This is a genomic window from Candidatus Mycobacterium wuenschmannii (assembly GCF_030252325.1).
Classification (GTDB): Bacteria; Actinomycetota; Actinomycetes; order Mycobacteriales; family Mycobacteriaceae; genus Mycobacterium; species Mycobacterium wuenschmannii.
On the sequence record NZ_CP126981.1, the window covers coordinates 1486440 to 1505944 of the forward strand.

20 protein-coding genes are annotated in these 19505 nt (G+C 67.1%); 10 read left to right on the forward strand and 10 right to left on the reverse strand.

Annotated features, from left to right (window positions below):
* Positions 1 to 17: 17 nt before the first annotated feature.
* Positions 18 to 1112, reverse strand: coding sequence for a glycine cleavage system aminomethyltransferase GcvT (gcvT, locus tag PT015_RS07200; RefSeq protein ID WP_285189877.1), 1095 nt, complete (start codon positions 1110 to 1112; stop codon positions 18 to 20).
* A 55-nt stretch (positions 1113 to 1167) separates the two neighbouring features.
* Here gcvT and PT015_RS07205 point away from each other — a divergent pair, with 55 nt between their 5' ends.
* Positions 1168 to 2265, forward strand: a complete 1098-nt coding sequence (locus tag PT015_RS07205) for an adenylate/guanylate cyclase domain-containing protein (RefSeq protein WP_285189880.1) — start codon at positions 1168 to 1170, stop codon at positions 2263 to 2265.
* Here PT015_RS07205 and PT015_RS07210 read toward each other — a convergent pair.
* On the reverse strand, positions 2238 to 3131 hold the full coding sequence (locus tag PT015_RS07210; protein WP_285189882.1) for a hypothetical protein: 894 nt from the start codon (positions 3129 to 3131) through the stop codon (positions 2238 to 2240). The genes PT015_RS07205 and PT015_RS07210 overlap by 28 nt on opposite strands.
* Before the next feature lie 89 nt (positions 3132 to 3220).
* Here PT015_RS07210 and PT015_RS07215 point away from each other — a divergent pair, with 89 nt between their 5' ends.
* Positions 3221 to 4777 (forward strand): leucyl aminopeptidase, encoded by a 1557-nt coding sequence (locus PT015_RS07215; protein WP_285189885.1) that lies wholly within the window; start codon positions 3221 to 3223, stop codon positions 4775 to 4777.
* Here PT015_RS07215 and PT015_RS07220 read toward each other — a convergent pair.
* A complete protein-coding gene (locus PT015_RS07220) occupies positions 4774 to 5508 on the reverse strand; it encodes a hypothetical protein (protein ID WP_285189888.1) in 735 nt (244 codons plus the stop codon). The genes PT015_RS07215 and PT015_RS07220 overlap by 4 nt on opposite strands.
* 27 nt (positions 5509 to 5535) lie before the next feature.
* On the reverse strand, positions 5536 to 5901 hold the full coding sequence (locus tag PT015_RS07225; RefSeq protein ID WP_285189890.1) for a hypothetical protein: 366 nt from the start codon (positions 5899 to 5901) through the stop codon (positions 5536 to 5538).
* 382 nt (positions 5902 to 6283) lie between these two features.
* Between PT015_RS07225 and sucB the strand changes: the two genes are divergently transcribed.
* The 5 genes from sucB to PT015_RS07250 all read left to right on the forward strand — a co-directional run bounded on the left by sucB (position 6284) and on the right by PT015_RS07250 (position 11530).
* Positions 6284 to 8086 (forward strand): 2-oxoglutarate dehydrogenase, E2 component, dihydrolipoamide succinyltransferase, encoded by a 1803-nt coding sequence (gene sucB, locus PT015_RS07230; RefSeq protein ID WP_285189892.1) that lies wholly within the window; start codon positions 6284 to 6286, stop codon positions 8084 to 8086.
* Between the two features lie 12 nt (positions 8087 to 8098).
* On the forward strand, positions 8099 to 9007 hold the full coding sequence (locus tag PT015_RS07235; protein WP_285189893.1) for a TIGR01777 family oxidoreductase: 909 nt from the start codon (positions 8099 to 8101) through the stop codon (positions 9005 to 9007).
* An 89-nt stretch (positions 9008 to 9096) separates the two neighbouring features.
* A complete protein-coding gene (gene lipB, locus PT015_RS07240; RefSeq protein WP_285190985.1) occupies positions 9097 to 9771 on the forward strand; it encodes a lipoyl(octanoyl) transferase LipB in 675 nt (224 codons plus the stop codon).
* 29 nt (positions 9772 to 9800) lie between these two features.
* The gene (gene lipA, locus PT015_RS07245) at positions 9801 to 10748 is read left to right on the forward strand and encodes a lipoyl synthase (protein ID WP_285189895.1); all 948 of its coding nucleotides are present in this window, start codon (positions 9801 to 9803) and stop codon (positions 10746 to 10748) included.
* A 26-nt stretch (positions 10749 to 10774) separates the two neighbouring features.
* Positions 10775 to 11530 carry a DUF4191 domain-containing protein gene (locus tag PT015_RS07250; RefSeq protein WP_285189898.1) on the forward strand — a complete coding sequence of 252 codons (756 nt, stop codon included), beginning with the start codon at positions 10775 to 10777 and terminating at the stop codon, positions 11528 to 11530.
* A 64-nt stretch (positions 11531 to 11594) separates the two neighbouring features.
* Here PT015_RS07250 and PT015_RS07255 read toward each other — a convergent pair whose 3' ends face one another.
* Positions 11595 to 12065, reverse strand: a complete 471-nt coding sequence (locus PT015_RS07255; RefSeq protein WP_285189900.1) for an RDD family protein — start codon at positions 12063 to 12065, stop codon at positions 11595 to 11597.
* 196 nt (positions 12066 to 12261) lie between these two features.
* Here PT015_RS07255 and glnA point away from each other — a divergent pair, with 196 nt between their 5' ends.
* Positions 12262 to 13698, forward strand: coding sequence for a type I glutamate--ammonia ligase (glnA, locus tag PT015_RS07260; RefSeq protein WP_285189901.1), 1437 nt, complete (start codon positions 12262 to 12264; stop codon positions 13696 to 13698).
* A 69-nt stretch (positions 13699 to 13767) separates the two neighbouring features.
* On the opposite strand, the gene PT015_RS07265 is transcribed toward glnA, so the two are convergent.
* Entirely contained in the window at positions 13768 to 14109 is a 342-nt protein-coding gene (locus tag PT015_RS07265) for a hypothetical protein (RefSeq protein ID WP_285189903.1), read from the reverse strand.
* A gap of 181 nt (positions 14110 to 14290) precedes the next feature.
* Complete coding sequence (locus PT015_RS07270) at positions 14291 to 14731, reverse strand: NADAR family protein (RefSeq protein WP_285189904.1); 441 nt, start codon at positions 14729 to 14731, stop codon at positions 14291 to 14293.
* 171 nt (positions 14732 to 14902) lie between these two features.
* Here PT015_RS07270 and PT015_RS07275 point away from each other — a divergent pair, with 171 nt between their 5' ends.
* The gene (locus PT015_RS07275; protein WP_285189905.1) at positions 14903 to 16357 is read left to right on the forward strand and encodes an aldehyde dehydrogenase family protein; all 1455 of its coding nucleotides are present in this window, start codon (positions 14903 to 14905) and stop codon (positions 16355 to 16357) included.
* A 16-nt stretch (positions 16358 to 16373) separates the two neighbouring features.
* Positions 16374 to 16787, forward strand: a complete 414-nt coding sequence (locus tag PT015_RS07280; protein WP_285189907.1) for a DoxX family protein — start codon at positions 16374 to 16376, stop codon at positions 16785 to 16787.
* A gap of 3 nt (positions 16788 to 16790) precedes the next feature.
* Here PT015_RS07280 and PT015_RS07285 read toward each other — a convergent pair whose 3' ends face one another.
* From PT015_RS07285 to PT015_RS07295, 3 genes are read right to left on the reverse strand one after another with little or no spacing between them, the layout of a single operon-like run.
* On the reverse strand, positions 16791 to 17903 hold the full coding sequence (locus PT015_RS07285) for an epoxide hydrolase family protein (RefSeq protein WP_390888006.1): 1113 nt from the start codon (positions 17901 to 17903) through the stop codon (positions 16791 to 16793).
* A gap of 33 nt (positions 17904 to 17936) precedes the next feature.
* Positions 17937 to 18797 (reverse strand): TIGR03619 family F420-dependent LLM class oxidoreductase, encoded by an 861-nt coding sequence (locus tag PT015_RS07290; protein WP_285189910.1) that lies wholly within the window; start codon positions 18795 to 18797, stop codon positions 17937 to 17939.
* Positions 18794 to 19462 carry a PaaI family thioesterase gene (locus PT015_RS07295; RefSeq protein ID WP_285189912.1) on the reverse strand — a complete coding sequence of 223 codons (669 nt, stop codon included), beginning with the start codon at positions 19460 to 19462 and terminating at the stop codon, positions 18794 to 18796. Before PT015_RS07295 ends, PT015_RS07290 begins: the two co-directional genes overlap by 4 nt.
* Between the last annotated feature and the right edge of the window lie 43 nt (positions 19463 to 19505).

Sequence of the window (19505 nt, forward strand, 5' to 3'; positions counted from 1 at the left end):
GATTGTATAACCGGGCGCTAGCGGGTTTTTGCGTCGATGAACGGCGGCTTGACGACCTCGCACTCCAGGCCGCGGCCTCGCACGTCGACCGTGACGTGCTGACCGTCCTCGATGCCCGCCCCGACGTCGACCAGCGCCAGCGCGATCCCGACCTTGAGCGACGGCGAGAAAGTCCCCGAGGTGGTGACGCCGACGACCGTGTCGCCGTCGAGCACGTTGAGGTCGGGCCGCAGCACCCCGCGACCGACTGCGCGCAGGCCGCGCAGCAATCGCGGTGGGCCGGACTCCTTTTCGGCCAGCAGCGCGTCGCGGCCGAAGAACGCGTCCTTCTTCCAGCCGATCGCCCAGCCGCAGCGGGCCTGCAGCGGCGAGATGTCCGCCGAGAGTTCGTGCCCGTGTAGCGGATAGCCCATCTCGGTGCGCAGCGTGTCGCGCGCTCCCAGGCCGGCCGGCTGCCCGTCGGCCTTCTGCACGGCCGCCAGCAGCGCGTCGAACACCACACCGGCGGAGTCCCACGGCGGCAACAACTCGTAGCCGTGCTCGCCGGTGTAGCCACTGCGGCACACCCGCACCGGCACGCCCGCCAAATCGGCGTCGGCGTAGCCCATGTAGTCCATGTCGGTGGGCAGTCCCAGACCGGTCAGCACCTCACTCGAGCGCGGGCCCTGCACCGCCAGCACCGCGTAGGACCGATGCTCGTCGGTGATGGTCAGCTCCGGTGGCGCAACGGCTTTCAGCGCAGCGACCACCGCGGCGGTATTGGCGGCGTTGGGCACAAGGAAGATTTCGTCGGAGCTGACGTAGTAGGCGATCAGATCGTCGATGACACCGCCGGATTCGTTGCAGCACAACGTGTATTGCGCCTTACCCGGCCTGATGCGATCGAGGTCGTTGGTCAGCGCGGAGTTGACGAACGCCGCGGCGCCGGGTCCCTTCACCAATGCCTTGCCCAGGTGGCTGACGTCGAAGAGGCCGACGGCGTCGCGGGTGGCGGTGTGTTCGGCGACGGTCCCGGCGTACGAGACCGGCATCAGCCATCCCCCGAATTCGGCGAAGCTGGCGCCGAGTTCGCGGTGGCGGTCGGCCAGGGGTCCATGCAACAGGTCGCTCACGACATTTCACCCTAATGCGAGCCCTGCCGACTGCCCGCACTGGCACACTGGGCCGGTGGTCGAATCGCTGGACTTCGAGGCCATCGAGGCTGCCGGCATCGCCGAGCCACGCGAACGGGCCGACCTGCTCGAATACCTGGCAGGCCTCGGATTCTCGGTCGCCGAGATGGCCGAGGCCGAACGCAACGGCCGCCTCTTCGGGCTGGCCGGCGACGTGCTGCTGCGGTCCGGCCCACCGGACTACTCGCTGCGCGACGCCGCGGAGTCGATCGGCGTGAGCGTGCAGGACGTCGTCTACGGCTGGTCGATGCTCGGCCTGACCGTCGCCGACCCGGACACGCCGATGCTGAGCCAGGCCGACGTCGACAGCCTCGCCACCTGGATCGCCATGCGGCGCGACATGGGCGACGACGCCGCCGACGGATTCCTGCGGGTGCTCGGTGCGTCGGTTGCCCGGCTGGCCGAGGCCGCGTCCTCGATGATCCGGACCAGCACCCCGGAGATGTGGCTCGGCTACAGCGGTGACGAGCGCGCGACGGCGCAGGCCTATCGGGGCGCCGCCGCGTTCGTCCCCCGGATCGGGGCCATGATCGATGCGATCCACCGCCACCATCTGGTCAGCACCCGCACCTTCATCGAGGGCATGGCCCGCGGCCCGACGGCCGGCCTGGAATGCGGCGTCGGCTTTGCCGATCTGTCCGGCTTCACCGCGCTGACGCAGGCGCTCACTCCCGCCGAATTGTCGGCCCTGCTCAACGAATTCGGCGCGACGGTCAGCGACATCGTGCACGCCGACGGCGGCCGGATCGTGAAGTTCATCGGCGACGCGGTGATGTGGGTCAGCTCCGATCCGGAGCGGCTGGCACGCGCGGCGTTGGACCTCGTCGACCACCCGCGGGCCCGCGAGGAGGGACTGCAGGTTCGGGCGGGTCTCGGCTTCGGCGAGATCCTGACGCTGAGCGGCGACTACTTCGGCAACGCGGTGAACCTGGCCGCGCGTCTGGTCGCCGCCGCGGCGCCGGGACAGATCCTGATCACCGAAGACGTCTACAAGCGCATCCCCGATTGGCCGGTCGTGGAGCAGGAACCGTTGCAACTCAAGGGTTTTGACGCACCGGTCGTCGCCTACGAGCTGGGCCGCTCCGCGGGTTGAGGCTCCCGGTAGGCGACCTCGACGCCGGTCTGCAGCGACAGCGCCACGCTCTGGGTCATCAGCAGGGCCGCGAAAATACCCACCCACAGCCAGGCCTGCGCCGGTGCCAGATGGGCGGCGGGGTTTCGCACCGGCAGCACCGTCAATGCGCACATCACATCCGCAACCACCACGATCACGGTGATGTAGGGCAGGACGGTCCGGAACTTCTGCACGCGCGGGCTCGACGGTGTCTCCGAGGCCCTTCGGGCGCGTCCGATCCACCACGTCGTCGCGCACACCACCAGCACCGTCAGTGCGATCGGCACCCCGAGGTTGTTGGCGTCGCTCCACAACGGTTCGATGGGCTCGCGAGTCTTCTGGTCGGCCAGCGCGAGCGCCAGGTCCGACAGCGTCGCCTCGATGAAGAACACCCCGATCGGCGGAACCAGCACGGCGACAATGAAGACGCAGTGTTTGGCGAGCGCGCCGGCCGCACCCGAGACGAATTGCACGACCGCGTACAGCAGCATGTAGACCGACGCCACAAAAGAAATGGCGCCCAACAATTCCGCCGACGATGCCCGGCCCCCGGTCAGCGAGCAGCCATTCTCACCGGCCAGCAGGCTGTATTGAATGGCCGACAGAAACAGGCCCAGGAACGCACTCATCAGCGCTACGCCCGTCAGCGTCTCGTGCTCGATCTCGTGGACTCCGCGGGGCTTTCCGTCGCCGCGACGCCGGTAGCCGCGGTCGAGCACGAGGTTGATGACCACGAACGCGAACCCGGCCAGCACACCGGCCAATTGCGCATAATTCCTTGCCACGATCGATATGTCGAAGCCAGTCCACAGCACGCACGAATCGGCAAGTTGTCCCGTCGGCATCGCCGAAATAATAGTCGTAACGACGCCGTGAGCAGGGTCGAAACACGGGCGGCGGGCGACCGAATGCGGCGGTCGTTAGGGTTGAATTCGTGAGCACTCAACCCGGATACCTGGCCCCCGCTGTCTCCGTCGCGTCCGCGCTGCCCCGTCGCGGCGCCAAGTCGGCCGTGCTGATCGTCCCGGTGGTGTCATCGGGTCCCGAGGATGTCAACGACGAACCCGGCGCCGCGACCGCCGGTGCCGACGGGTTCCTGCCGAAGGACGCGATCACCGAAATCGAGGATGCTCTCAAGGCTTTGAACGCCACCGGCGCGGTCGAGCAGGTGCATCGCTTGGTGGTGAAGTCGTTGCCGCTCGGCAGCGTGCTCACGATCGGGCTCGGCAAGCAGCGTGACGAATATCCCGCGGACCTGATCCGCCGGGCGGCCGGATCGGCGGCACGGGCCTTGGGCGGCGCCGACGCCGCGATCACCACGCTGGGTGCGCTGCCCGGCGACGGGGCCCTTGAGGCCACGATCGAAGGGTTGGTGCTGGGCAGCTACCGGTTCACCGCGTTCCGCACCGACAAGACGGCGCCCAAGGACCCCGGACTGCGCACCATCACGGCGCTGTCCGGCGACAAGGCCGCGAAGGCGCAGGCGACGCACGCTGCGGCGGTCGCGACCGCCGTGGCCACCGCCCGCGACTTCGTCAACACCCCGCCGAGCCATCTCTTCCCCGCCGAATTCGCCAGTCGGGCAAAGGCTTTGGGTGAGTCAGTGGGCCTCGAGGTGGAGATCCTCGACGATAAGGCTCTGCAGAAGAACGGGTACGGCGGCATCGTCGGCGTCGGGCAGGGCTCGTCGCGGCTGCCGCGCCTGGTGCGACTGTCCCACCGCGGGTCGCGGCTGGCCAAGAAGCCCAAGCAGGCCCGGAAGGTCGCGCTGGTCGGCAAGGGCGTCACGTTCGACACCGGCGGCATCTCGATCAAGCCCGCGGCGTCGATGCACCATATGACGTCCGACATGGGCGGTGCCGCCGCGGTGATCGCGACGGTCGCGCTCGCCGCCCAACTCGAACTTCCGATCGACGTGATCGCCACGGTGCCGATGGCCGAGAACATGCCCTCGGCGACGGCTCAGCGCCCCGGCGACGTGCTGACGCAGTACGGCGGCACCACCGTCGAGGTGCTCAACACCGACGCCGAGGGGCGGCTGATCCTGGCCGACGCCATCGTGCGGGCGTGCGAGGACAATCCCGACTACCTGATCGAGACGTCGACGCTGACCGGCGCACAGACCGTCGCACTTGGCGCGCGCACGCCCGGCGTGATGGGCAGCGACGAGTTTCGCGACCGGGTCGCGGACCTGTCCCGGCAGGTCGGCGAAAACGGTTGGGCGATGCCACTTCCCGATGAACTGAAGGACGACCTGAAGTCGACGGTGGCCGACCTGGCCAACATCAGCGGGCAGCGCTTCGCCGGGATGCTGGTGGCGGGAGTGTTCCTGCGCGAGTTCGTCGCCGAGGGCGTCGACTGGGCGCACATCGACGTCGCCGCTCCGGCCTACAACACCGGTGGCCCGTGGGGTTACACGCCCAAGGGCGGCACGGGAGTTCCGACGCGCACCATGTTCGCGGTGCTCGAGGACATCGCCGCGAACGGCTAGCCCGCGGCGTTACTGAACCAGCGCACCTTCTGCTTCCACGAGTAGGCGGAGGTGACCGCGAAGCCTGCGCCACAGGCGCAGGCGAAGAACCAGACCAGCGCCGCGTCCACCGGGCCCTGCACCGCCGGCACCAACGCGGTGATGATGCGGACCGAACAGGCCGCGATACCGCTGCCGCAGGCGAGCAGGTACAGGGTGGCGATGTTGGTCGAGCGCGGGTCCTTGCGCAGCACCAGCATTGCGCGGAAGCCGAACCCGAGCAGGTAGATCAGGGTCCCGCAGAGCAGGATCCAGTAGACGCTCAGCCAGAAGTCGGTGGGCAACGCGAAGAAATCGCGCGCATAGGTCTTGCTGCCGCGGCTGAGAGTGAACGTCGCCAGCAGTAGCGGAATGCACAGTGTGGCAGGACGTTCCACGTACTGCTTGAAGGACTTCTGCAGCGTGTGGTCATCGGTGATCCGGCCGAGCGCGTTGTAGACGATGGCCGACGCCGCGACGATGTAGCAGTCGTGACCCAGGTAGTTCTGCAGATTCCAAACGCCGGTCAGGTCGTGCAACGCGACCCCGAGCGTTTCAGCGGTGAACGGCGACATCAGCAGAACGGTGAGTCCCTGCAGGGCGATGTTGATCGTCGCCGCGACCTCCCAACGGGAATGCCACGTGAGACGTCGAATCCAGAGACTCCACCCGATGCAGGCCAGGGTGATGAAGATGAGAGCGCTAAGTGCCACGGCAGTACCTCGTACGAAGAGAAAGCTTTACAGCGGCGGCGCGTCGGAGCGGGGACGCCACTCCGCGATCTTGGTCGGTGCCGTGAGCGTCTTGACGTTTCCGCCGGCCACGGCGTGCATCTGCGAGCCACCCCGAATCTCCTCGGCGAGAGCGGTGACCTCGTCGGGCTCGATGAACCGATAGCGCGTCAGCAGCTCGGCACGATTGATGCCGAGGTTCGCCGCGGCGACCCGTAGATTGTCGGCGGTGATCAGAGTGCCTTTGTCCAACTGGTCGTAATACGTGGAACGGGGAAGTTCCATCGCGGTCCAGATCTCTTCCCTACTCAGGGAGCGACCTGCCAGATACGAGAGCACGGTGGCAAGTTCCTTGCCGCTGTCATCGGGATACACGAGAAACAAGATATCCAAGTTTTCGGCTTTCCGGAATCCCATTCTCGTTAAATGCCGATTATTTCGCGTTTTCTGGCCGACACACTTCCGCGGATATGGAATTAAAGTCCAACAAATTGGACACAGTCCCACGAGCTGACCATGTGAGTTGTTCTCAGAGTAGGTTCGAATGAGATGTAGCTCACATAACGCCGAGATGGCTTTCTCCACTGCTTGCGCTCGCGGAATTCGGGCGTCACCAGCTTGCCCTGGGTGTGTGCCGACGCCACCGCAGTGACAGGATGGTTTCGGTAATCACGGGTGCAGCTCCGGTCTACCGCGCTGTGGTAAGCCAGAGGTCGACCCGCGCCCACCGACCCACCAATCGAGGAGTCGACGTCAGATGGCCTTCTCAGTGCAGATGCCGGCACTCGGTGAGAGCGTGACCGAGGGAACTGTTACCCGCTGGCTGAAGCAAGAAGGCGACACCGTCGAGGTCGACGAACCGCTGCTGGAGGTCTCCACCGACAAGGTCGACACCGAGATCCCTTCGCCCGCAGCGGGAGTGCTGACCAAGATCGTCGCCCACGAAGACGACACCGTGGAGGTCGGCGGCGAACTGGCCGTGATCGGCGACGCCTCGGAAGGCTCACAGGGCGGCGACCAGCCGGCGGAGCAGCCGGCTGCGCAGGCCGCGCCCCAGCCCCAGCCGGAACCCGAGCCGCAGGCCGCTCCCGAGCCTCAGCCGGCGGCGGAGCCGCCCGCACCCGCCGCACCGGCGGCCGGCGGTCAGGGCGCGGACGGCGACTCCAAGCCGGTCCTGATGCCCGAACTCGGCGAGTCGGTCACCGAAGGCACGGTCACCCGCTGGCTGAAGAAGGTCGGCGACTCTGTCGACGTCGACGAGCCGCTGGTGGAGGTCTCCACCGACAAGGTCGACACCGAGATCCCGTCGCCGGTCGCGGGCACGTTGATCAGCATCACCGCCGAGGAAGACGTCACCGTCGCGGTCGGCGGCGAGCTGGCGCGGATCGGCACCGGCGCCACCACCGCGGCCGTCGCTCCCGCTGCGCCCGCGCCGCAAGCCGCACCCCCGCTCCCCGGCACCGCCCGCTCCGCCGGCACCGCCCGCTCCGCCGTCCCCTCCGGCACCGCCCGCCCCTCCGGCACCCGCCGCTGCGCCCGCCCCGCCCCGGCTCCCGCACCGGCCCCGGCTCCCGAGCCCGCGCCGCAGCCGGCCGCATCGGGCGACGGCGCCCCCTACGTCACTCCCCTGGTGCGAAAGCTGGCCGCCGAGAACAACATTGACCTTGGCACGCTGAACGGCACCGGCGTCGGCGGACGCATCCGCAAGCAGGATGTGCTGGCCGCCGCCGAGCAGAAGAAGCAACCCGCAGCGGCGCCGGCCGCCCCGGCAAGTCCGGCGGCAGCGCCGGCCGCGCCGAAGCCGAGCGCCCCGACGCCCGCGCCCGCGCTGGCGCATCTGCGTGGAACCACGCAGAAGGCCAGCCGGATCCGCCAGATCACCGCGAACAAGACGCGGGAGTCGCTGCAGGCGACGGCGCAACTCACGCAGGTGCACGAAGTCGACATGACCCGCATCGTGGCGCTGCGCGCCAAGGCGAAGAGCGCCTTCGCCGAGCGCGAGGGCGTGAACCTGACCTACCTGCCGTTCATCGCGCGCGCCGTCATCGACGCGCTCAAGACGCACCCGAACGTCAACGCCAGCTACAACGAGGGCACCAAAGAGATCACTTATTACGACGCCGAGCACCTCGGCTTTGCGGTCGACACCGAGCAGGGCCTGCTTTCGCCGGTGATCCACAACGCCGGCGACCTGTCGCTGGCCGGCCTGGCCCGCGCGATTGCCGACATCGCCGAGCGCGCCAGGTCGAACCGGCTCAAGCCCGACGAGTTGTCCGGTGGCACCTTCACGATCACCAACATCGGCAGCCAGGGCGCCCTCACCGACACGCCGATTCTGGTGCCGCCGCAGGCTGCGATGCTGGGCACCGGGGCGATCGTGAAGCGGCCCCGGGTCGTCGTCGACGACAACGGCAACGAATCGATCGGTGTGCGGTCGGTCGCGCTGCTGCCGCTGACCTACGACCACCGGCTGATCGACGGCGCCGACGCCGGACGCTTCGTCACCACCATCAAACATCGGCTCGAAGAAGGCTCATTCGAGGCCGATCTGGGGTTGTAGGGGGCTCGACGCGTGACCGCCACCGTCGCCATCGCAGGCTCGTCCGGCCTGATCGGTTCGGCCCTGGTCACGGCGCTACGCAGCGCGGACTACCAGGTTCTGCGGATCGTGCGCCGCGCCCCGGCCAACGCCGGCGAACTGCACTGGGATCCCGACAGCGGTGAACTCGACACCGCCGCGTTGCAGGGCGTCGACGCCGTAGTGAACATGTGCGGCGTCAACGTTGCCGGGCGGCGCTGGTCGGGCGCGTTCAAGCAGAATCTGCGCGACAGCCGCATCACCCCGACCGAGGTGCTGTCCACTGCCGTCGCCGAAGCCGGCGTCGGCGTGCTCGTCAACGCCAGCGCGGTCGGCTACTACGGCAACACCAAGGATCGTGCGGTCGACGAAACCGCTCCTCCGGGAAAAGGTTTCCTCGCACAGCTGTGTGTGGACTGGGAAGCGGTCACCGCGCCCGCCGTTGCGGCCGGCGCGCGAGTGGTGCTGGCCCGTACCGGCGTCGTGCTGGCTGCGGCGGGCGGTGCCCTGCGGCAACTGCGGCCGCTGTTCTCGGTCGGCCTCGGCGTCCGGTTGGGCAGCGGCCGCCAGTACATGTCCTGGATCAGCCTGGACGACACCGTGCGCGCGCTGCAGTTCGCGCTCGCCGAACCGGGCCTGTCCGGGCCGGTGAACCTGACCGGGCCCGCCCCGGTGACGAACGCGGAATTCACTGCGGCACTGGGCCGTACGGTCGGCCGACCCACCCCGCTGATGGCACCCGCATTCGCGGTGCGCGCGGCGCTCGGCGAGTTCGCCGACGAGGCGCTGCTGAGCGGGCAACGGGTCATCCCGGGCGCGTTGGAGCGGGCGGGCTTCGAGTTTCACCACAACACCGTCGGCGAGGCGTTGCGGTACGCCACCGCGACGCGTGATGTCGCCTGACGCCTGTCAGGTTGTCGCCAGCTTCGAGTTGTACCGTCGGGCAGGTGAGTTCGATCCGCTCGAGCGAGGCGCCCGTCGATGTCCGCCAGATGGACAGCGTCGACTACCGGGTCGCCTGGGATCTGCAGCAGGAGTTGGCCGAAGCCCGGATCGCGGGCGGCGCCGACTCGTTGCTGCTGCTCGAACACCCGTCGGTCTACACCGCGGGACGTCGCACCGCCGCCGAGGAGCGACCCGCCGATGACACCCCAGTCGTCGACACCGACCGCGGCGGCAAAATCACCTGGCATGGCCCGGGCCAACTCGTCGGCTACCCGATCATCGGGCTGGCCGAGCCGCTCGACGTCGTCAATTACGTCCGGCGCATCGAGGAAGCCCTGATCAAGGTGTGTAGCGACACCGGCCTTCGCGTCGGCCGTGTCGACGGACGCTCAGGCGTGTGGGTGCCCGCCGAGGCCGGCCGGCCGGACCGCAAGGTCGCCGCGATCGGCGTGCGGGTGTCGCGGTCGACCACGCTGCACGGCTTCGCGCTCAACTGCGACTGCGACCTCGGCGCGTTCGCGAACATCGTCCCGTGCGGCATCAGCGACGCCGGCGTCACGTCGCTCTCGGCAGAACTGGGGCGCCGGGTCAGCGTCGACGACGTCCGGGCCGCGGTCGCCGACGCGGTGTGCGACGCCCTGGACGGCCTGCTTGCGGTCGGCTCGTCCAACAGTCCGGTTCCTCAGCCCGCCGTACCGGCGCGCATCGTCGCCCGGGGCTGACACACCGCCGCCCGCGTAGCATCGACTCCGTGACCGTCACCCCCGAAGGTCGGAAGCTGCTGCGCCTGGAAGTGCGCAACGCCGAAACCCCGATCGAGCGCAAGCCGCCGTGGATCAAGACCCGGCTGCGGATGGGGCCCGAGTACACCGACCTCAAGAAGCTGGTCCGCCGCGAGGGCCTGCACACCGTGTGCGAAGAAGCCGGCTGCCCCAACATCTACGAGTGCTGGGAAGACCGCGAGGCCACCTTCCTGATCGGCGGCGGGGTCTGCAGCCGCCGCTGCGACTTCTGCCAGATCGACACGGGCAAGCCCGCGCCGCTCGACCGCGACGAACCGCGCCGGGTCGCCGAGAGCGTGCAGGCGATGAGCCTGCGCTACTCCACGGTCACCGGGGTGGCCCGCGACGACCTGCCGGATGGCGGCGCCTGGCTCTACGCCGAGACCGTGCGCGCCATCAAACAACTCAACCCGTCGACCGGGGTGGAGTTGTTGATTCCCGACTTCAACGCCCACGCCGACCAGTTGCGCGAGGTCTTCGAATCGCGCCCAGAAGTGTTGGCGCACAACGTTGAAACCGTGCCGCGCATTTTCAAGCGCATCCGTCCGGCGTTCACCTATCAGCGCAGCCTCGACGTGCTGACCGCGGCGCGCGACTTCGGACTGGTCACCAAGAGCAACCTGATCCTCGGCATGGGCGAGACCCCCGACGAGGTGCGGTCGGCGCTCGAAGACCTGCATGCGGCCGGCTGCGACATCGTGACGATCACCCAGTACCTGCGCCCGACGTCGCGGCATCACCCGGTCGACCGCTGGGTCCACCCCGACGAGTTCGTCACCTACGAGCGCTACGCCGAGCAACTCGGGTTCGCCGGGGTGCTGGCCGGACCGCTGGTGCGCTCGTCGTATCGGGCGGGCCGGCTCTACCAGCAGGCCAGCCAGCGCCGGCAGCAGACGCCCACCGCACAGCCGGGCTGACGCGGCCTTCCGTATTCTTGGCCATTATGGCCAGATCCCGCGGCGCCAAGCCGACCAAGGCCGCCCGAGCCGAGGCGAAAGCCGCTCGCAAGGCCGCCAGTAGAGAACGCCGCAGCCAACTCTGGCAGGCGTTCAACATCCAGCGACAAGAGGACAAGCGGCTGCTGCCGTACATGATCGGCGCTTTCCTGCTGATCGTCGGCATCGCCGTGGCGATCGGCCTGTGGTCCGGCGGATTAGCGATCGTCTCGCTGCCCGTACTGGGTGTCGTGCTGGGCGTGCTGGTGGCGTTCATCATCTTCGGCCGCCGCGCACAGAAGTCGGTGTACGGCAAGGCCGAGGGTCAGGCCGGGGCGGCCGCCTGGGCGCTGGACAACCTGCGCGGCAAGTGGCGCGTCACCCCCGGCGTGGCCGCTACCGGGCACCTCGACGCCGTGCACCGGGTGCTCGGTCGCCCGGGCGTGATCCTGGTCGGCGAAGGCTCGGCGGGGCGGGTCAAACCGCTTCTCGCCCAAGAGAAGAAGCGCACTGCGCGACTTGTCGGCGACGTCCCGATCTACGACTTCATCGTCGGCAACGGTGACGGCGAGGTGCCGCTGGCCAAGCTGGAACGCCACCTGACCAAGCTGCCGGCCAACATCACCGTCAAGCAGATGGACTCGCTCGAGTCGCGGCTGGCCGCGCTGGGTTCACGGGCCGGCACCGCCGCGATGCCCAAGGGCCCGATGCCCGCGGGCGCGAAGATGAAGGGCGTGCAGCGGACGGCCCGGCGCCGTAGTTAGCGCCGGCGCCATAGTCAGCGCCGCACGACGATGCAGGGGGTCCTGAGGAGGAGCGGCGCCATAGTCAGCGCCGCACGACGGCGGTGGCCGTCACCCGGTCCTGAATCCCCCGTCCGTCGGTGTCGACGAACAGCGCTGGAATGACGAACGCGATCAGCAGCCCGCGCACCGTCGCGCGGCCCAGCCCGACCAGTTGCCGTTTGTCGACCGAGGCCACCCGCACCCCCAGCGCGAATTGCCCGGGAGTGAACTGAAATAGCCGCACTCCGATGATGCCCAGCGCGAGCCAGATGACGGTCGCGATGTTGACCCAGGCACCACTGATCGAATACGCCGGATTGTGCGCGAGACCGAACGGAACCGCGAGACCGGCCAGACCGACCGCGATCAGCCAGTCGACGAACAGCGCCAGCAGCCGTCGACCCATCCCGACGATGGACCCAGGCCCGTTCTGCGGCAGACCCAACGACTCGCCCGAATAGCCCTGTGGAGATTCCGAGTCGCCGATTCCCGGGGGGCGGTTGCTGGCCGTCATAACCCCACAATAAGGTCAGGTCTGGCCAGGCTCACAAACGCGATGGGCTGCGGCTTAACGCAGATGTAACACAAGGTTTGACTCACGCAACATTGCGTCCATAGCGTCTGACCGGGTTTTCAATTACGTCCACGTAACGGAAAGCTCATAAACGACCACAAGTGGTTCGAAGCACGCAGCAAAGGAGAGCGCTTCGGTGTCCGAAAAATCGGCCGACGACATCATCAAACTGGCCAGAGACGAGAAGGTCGAATTCGTCGACGTTCGGTTCTGTGACCTGCCCGGCATCATGCAGCACTTCACGATTCCGATTTCGTTCTTCGACGAGAGCGTGTTCGAGGAGGGCCTGGCGTTCGACGGCTCCTCGATCCGCGGCTTCCAGTCGATCCACGAATCCGACATGCTGCTGCTCCCCGACACCGGAACGGCGCATATCGACCTGTTCACTCAGGCCAAGACGCTGAACCTGAACTTCTTCGTGCACGACCCGTTCACCCTCGAGCCGTACTCGCGCGACCCGCGCAACGTCGCCCGCAAGGCGGAGAACTACTTGAAGAGCACCGGCATCGCCGACACCGCGTACTTCGGTGCCGAGGCCGAGTTCTACATCTTCGACTCGGTCGCCTTCGACTCGAACATCAACGGCACCTTCTATGAGGTCGACGCGATCTCCGGTTGGTGGAACACCGGCGAACCGACCGAGCGGGACGGCAGCCCGAACCGCGGCTACAAGGTGCGCCCCAAGGGTGGTTACTTCCCGGTCGCTCCCGTCGACCACTACGTCGACCTGCGCGCCAAAATGCTGCAGAACCTGATCACTGCCGGCTTCTCACTGGAGAAGGGCCACCACGAGGTGGGCACCGGCGGCCAGGCGGAGATCAACTACAAGTTCAACACGCTGTTGCACGCGGCCGACGACATGCAGTTGTACAAGTACATCGTCAAGAACACCGCGTGGCAGGAGGGCAAGACCGTCACGTTCATGCCCAAGCCGCTGTTCGGCGACAACGGCTCGGGTATGCACACCCACCAGTCGCTGTGGAAAGACGGCAACCCGTTGATGTACGACGAGACCGGTTACGCCGGCCTGTCGGACACCGCGCGCCACTACATCGGCGGTCTGCTGCACCACGCCCCGTCGCTGCTGGCGTTCACCAACCCGACGGTGAACTCCTACAAGCGTCTGGTGCCGGGTTACGAGGCGCCGATCAACCTGGTGTACAGCCAGCGCAACCGCTCGGCCTGTGTGCGTATCCCGATCACCGGCACCAACCCGAAGGCCAAGCGCCTCGAGTTCCGTTGCCCCGACTCGTCGGGTAACCCGTACCTGGCGTTCTCGGCGATGCTGATGGCCGGCTTGGACGGCATCAAGAACAAGATCGAGCCGCAGACGCCGGTCGACAAGGACCTCTACGAGCTGCCGCCGGAGGAGGCTGCGAACATCCCGCAGGCTCCGACCCAGCTGTCGGCAGTGATCGATCGCTTGGAAGAGGACCACGAATACCTCACCGAGGGAGGCGTTTTCACGCCCGACTTGATCGAGACGTGGATCAGCTACAAGCGCGACAACGAGATCTTGCCGGTGCAGGTTCGGCCGCACCCGTACGAGTTCTCGCTGTACTACGACTGCTAGATCAGACGTCTCAAAAGGCGCGGGCGCTCAGACGAGCGTCCGCGCCTTTTGTGTTGAGGGAGCTCAGAGTCAGGCGTGCCGCATCTGCGTGTCGACATGCACACCGTCCGCGGAGTCTATGCCACCGGCCAAGGAGTTCTCGTCGAACCAGACTTTGGCGCCCCGACCCCACGTTCCACTCCACATCGAACCTTGCGGGTGCAGGTCCACCGGCCCTACATCGCCGTCGGCGTGAACGCAGGATTCGCCGCAGGACGACAGGTTCATGTCCAGCCAGGAACCCACGCTGGCCTTGGCGGGATTGGTCGACCCGGTCACGGTTAGGACGTAGGCGCCGTCGGGAGGCGGCGCCGCAGAAGCCGTCGTCGCGAGCCCGATTGCCGGCCCGATCAGTGCCACGGCCGCCGCCATAAAACGATGTGAGTTGAGCATCGCTTCTCCCTGTGTCGATGGGCAGTTCTGCCGACAATCGGTAGGTCCGCCATATGAAGTATGTAGGTGTGATGTTGTGCGAGGGTACGGCCTTAAGCGGGGAAGAGATACAGGGATTTCCCTGGCATCCGGATGCTGGAATCTGCCCACGATGCGCAACCTAGGCCGGTCCTTGCCGCAGCTCGTCGCGAAGTTCCATCAACACGACGCCGAGCATGTTCTCGCCGTCGCCGGGACAGCGACCGCAATGACAGTCGCCCCAGAACTGGTCGTGCCAGGTATTGCCCTCGACGAGCGTGTGCGGATGGGTGGCGATGAGTTGACCGGCGAGGTCGCGATCGCTGAATTTCGCCGCGAGCACCTGCTCCATGACGAGAATGCGAATGTCCGACCAATAGCTGACCACGCGGACTTTGCGTCCGCGCCGCTTGGCGATCAGCGGGGTCTCCGACGCCAGCACCCAGGCGCGATCGGCGGGGTCGTCGGCTTTCAGCGCCTGGTAGGCGTGCTCCGCGGTCGGGTAGACGTCGTCACCGATGTGCACGGGGTGCCGGTAGAAGTTGCTGAGAAAGTATGTGGATCCACGGAATTGATCAATCAAGTTCTCCTCTCTCTGTCGTAGGGGCGGCGTCGGGCGACGTCTGATTGCGGCGTCCAGGATAGCTCCCGGCACCGACAGGACGCCGTCGCTCGGGCGCGGTATTGACCGGGTATTGTCAGCGATGCTAAGCAGGTGCTCAGCATTCGACGTGCACGGTATGGAAGGGATCTGATGGCGCTGCAGACAGTTTTGGACGACATCCGCAAGCGGCCCGGCACGGGGGACGTCATCCCCGTCATCAACCCCGCCACCGAAGAGACCATCACCGAGTTCACCGACTGCGGCCAAGATGCGGTCGACGAGGCCGTCGCGCGGGCCAAGGCGTCGTTCCAGGCCGGCGTGTGGTCGCAACTTCCCGGCCGCGAACGCGCCAAGGTCCTGTGGAAGATCGGCGACCTGATCGAGCAGCACGCCGAGGAGTTCGCTCAACTCGATTCGCTCAACACCGGCATGCCGCTGCTGCAAGCGACGCTGCAGATGTCGACGTGTGCGGAGTTCTTCCGCTACTACGCCGGTTGGTGTTCGAAGATCAACGGCGTCGCCTATGACGTCAAGACCGACGGCATCGCCACCGACGCCTACGTCGACATGCACGCATACACGCTCAAGGAGCCGTACGGCGTTGTGGGACTGATCTTTCCGTGGAACGGGCCGATCTTCAACGCGTGCGCCAAGCTGGCCCCGGCGCTGGCCGCGGGCTGCAGCGTGCTCGTGAAACCCGCTGAGGAGACGCCACTTTCGGCACTTCTGCTCGACCGGCTGATCCACGAGGCCGGCGTGCCCGAAGGCGTCGCCAACCTGCTGACCGGGTACGGCCACACGGCGGGTGCGGCGATCACCGCGCACCCAGATGTCGAGAAGGTCGCCTTCACGGGCTCGACCGAGGTCGGCAAGGAGATCGTCCGGGCATCGGCCGGCAACCTGAAAAAGGTCACCCTCGAACTCGGCGGCAAGTCGCCGGTGCTGATCTTCGACGACGCCGACATGGACAAGGCCCTGCTGATGGCCTCGTTGGGCATCTTCGTGCACTCGGGCCAGGGCTGCGTCTGCGGATCACGCATCTTCGCCCAGCGCGGCGTGTATGACCGTGTGGTAGAAGGCATTTCACTGATGGCCAACACGTTCAAGCTCGGCGCGCCCAGCGAGGAAGGCTGTGTCAGTGGACCCCTGATCAGCCAGAAGCAGCTCACCCGGGTGATGGGTTTCATCGACGAGGGCAAGAAAGAGGGCGTCGAGGTCGTCACCGGCGGCTACCGACTGGACCGCAAGGGCTACTTCGTCCACCCGACGGTGCTCACAGGAGTCGACACCAACGCGCGCCTGTACCGGCAGGAGATCTTCGGGCCGGTGGTCACCATCCTGCCGTTCGACGACGAGGACGAGGGCATTGCGCTGGCCAACGACACCACCTACGGCCTGGCGGCGACCGCCTGGACGCAGAACGTCGGCCGGTCCCACCGGATGCTCAAGCGACTCAACGCCGGCAGCGTACAGGTCAACTGCCAGTTGGTCTTTGACCACGACGTGCCGTTCGGTGGTCACAAGCAGTCCGGCTGGGGCCACGAATTCGGCAAAGAAGGAATCGACATGTACATGAAGACGAAGTCGGCCTGGATCCAGTTGTAGGCGTTATCGTCTGCGCATGGCGCACAACCTCGAGGCCCGGCTCAACGGGTACCTGCCGATCGTGTTGTCGGTGTTCCGGGTCATCTTCGGGCTGCTGTTCCTCTGCCACGGCCTGTCCGGGGTGATCGGTTGGCCGGCGGCGGGACACGTCGCATCAATGTGGGAGTGGCCGGCCTTCTACGCGGCCTGGATCGAACTCGTCACCGGCGCGCTGATCACCCTGGGTCTGTTCACCCGTCCCGCCGCGTTCCTGGCCTCCGGGGAGATGGCGTTCGCCTACTTCACCGCGCACTTCCCGATGGGCTTTTTTCCCATCAACAACCACGGCGAAGAGTCGGTGATGTTCTGCTTCGCGTTCCTGCTGCTGGTGTTTTCCGGTGGCGGGCCCTACGGACTCGAGGGCCGACGGCGAAGCCGCTTGCGGGGCTAGGACTTAACGCAGCGTCGCGAAGAACGCGCGGACGTCGTCGACGAACAGATCGGGTTGCTCGAACGCGGCGAAGTGCCCGCCGCGCGGCATCGTCGTCCAGCGCGTGATGTTGTAGGCCGCCTCGCACCAGGCTCGCGGGGTGCGCAGGATCTCCTTCGGGAATGACGCGACGCCCGTAGGCAAGTCGACACGGCCGTCGCTGACGAACCGGTTGAAACTCTCCCAGTACAGCCGGGCCGACGACGCGCCGCTTCCGGTGACCCAGTACATCATCACGTTGTCGAGCAATTCGTCCTTGGTGAGCACCTTTTCGGGATGCCCGTCGCAGTCCGCCCACGCCCAGAACTTCTCGACGACCCACGCCATCTGTCCCACCGGCGAGTCGACCAGCCCGTAGCCCAGCGTCTGCGGTCGGGTGGACTGCTGCTTGGAGTAGCCGGTGCCCCACTTGCGGTGCTCGACGTACGCGGCCAACGCCTGCTGGTCTTCCTCGCTGAACTCGGCGTCTTTCACCGGCTTCGCGATCGGCATGTTCAGGTGGATGCCCACGCAGCGCCCGCCGTTGCGGCCGATCTGCGTCGTCACCGCCGCACCCCAGTCGCCGCCCTGGGCGCCGTACCGGTCGTAGCCGATGCGGCCGACCAGCGTCTCCCACGCCTCGGCGATCTTCTCCACGCCCCACCCGGTATCGGTCGGCTTGCCCGAGAAACCGTAACCGGGCAGCGACGGACAGATCACATGGAACGCGTCCTCAGCGCGGCCGGACGGCGGGTTGACCAGCGGCTCGATCACTTTGTGAAACTCGACCACCGAGCCAGGCCAGCCGTGCGTCAGCACCAACGGCAGCGCGCACTCGTGCGGCGAGCGTTGATGGATGAAATGGAGGTCCAGACCGTCGATTTCGGTGACGTACTGGTCGAAAGTGTTCAGCGCAGCCTCGCGCGAACGCCAGTCGTACCCGTCGGCCCAGTACGAGGCCAGCTCGCGGGTGTAGCTCAGCGGGATGCCCTGGGACCAGTCGTCGACGGTCTCGGCCTCCGGCCAGCGGCTGCGCGCCAGACGCTGCTGCAGGTCCTCGAGAACGGCGGCGGGAACGTCGATGCGGTATGGCCTGATGTCCGACATAGCCTTCATCATGCAGGCCGGTGTTCAGCCGTCGAGGCCGAGGTCCTTGCGGAACCGCTTCATGCCGTCCACCTTCTGCGCCAGCGTGGCGTCCGGCCCCGAGTAGAACATCCACGGCATGGTCAGGATCCCGGTGATGCCGGCGTCCTCGGCCCGCTGGTAGTGCTCGGCGGTGAACGCATCGGTGAGCGGGGTCAGGATGGTGAAATCGTCCATGCCCAAGCTCTTTTCGGCCCGCAGCTCGCGAATCCGGGCGGCCGCGGTGAGCGCCTGCTCGGTGTTGATCAGGTCGCCGATCCAGCCGTCGTAGCGGGCCGCGCGGCGCAACGCGATCTCGCTGAGCCCGCCGACATAGATCGGGATTCGCGGCGGCGTCGGTTGCATCTCCAGCTTGGGCGTCTGATAGAACTCGCCGTCGAATTCCGTCCAGCCCGGTGACCACAGCCTCCGCATCAGGTCGAGCATCTCGTCGGTGCGCTTGCCCCGCTTGGCGAAGGGCTGCTCCATCAGGTCGAACTCTTCCTCGCACCAGCCCACACCGATGCCCAACTCGACTCGGCCGTCGGCCAGATATGCCGCCGTGCCAATGGCTTTGGCGGCCGCATAGGCGTTGCGCATCGCAGGGATGTAGACCGTGGTGACGAATCGCAGCCGCGTCGTGACCTGTGCGAGCGACCCGACCAGCACCCACGGGTCGGGCCATTCGGTGAACGGTTGCCAGCGCCGCTGGCCGTCCTTGGTGTACGGGTATGGGGTGTTGAGCGTTTCCAGATTCACGATGTGGTCCGGGATCGCCATGCCGTCGTAGCCGAGTTCGTCGGCTACCTTGGCGACCTCGACGATCTCTTTGGTGTCCAGAAACGCGCTGCTGACGTAGAACTTCATTCGGCGGCCCGCGCCCACGACGGGGTGATGAAGATGCCCTCCGCTTCGACCGTGACCCCGTCGGCGTCGGAAAGATGGCCGGAGACAAAGGATTTGACGCCCTCGGTGCGCTCGACGGCCGCCCAGGCCCGCAGAGCGCCCAGCGGGGTGCCGCGGACGAAGCGCAGCGTCAGCGTGCCGGTGAACAGCGGCTTGGTCAGCCCGGAACTGGCCGCCTCGCCGAGCACATGGTCGAGTACCAGCGCGCACACGCCGCCGTGCACCCAGCCGGGTGGGCCCTCGTAGGCGGTGTTGAGCGTGAATTCGCTCCAGCACGAGCCGTCGTCGTCGTGCTGGATGACCAGCGGGGGTGCGATCGCGTTGCGCAACCCGATCACCGCGTTGCCCCACACCACCGGTCGTCCCCCGACGGCGTGCCGGACCACTCGGACCTCATCGCGCTGCCGGGTGCGCAGGGCCTCGGTCGCGGCCCGGATCGCCGCACGCGCCGCGTCGATGCGCTCGGGTTCGGCTTCGGTCCGCAGCGCCGCGTCGATCAGATCCCGTACCTCCGCGGTGAGCGGACCGTAGATCGCCGCGAGCCGATCGTGTTCGTCGGCGCTCATCACCTCGTAGGGGATATTCGCGTCCAAGCCCGCCTCCTGGCGCTTGTGGCGGGCCGACATCGGCAACCGACCGTTACGTCTTTCCTAACACCGAGGCATGGGA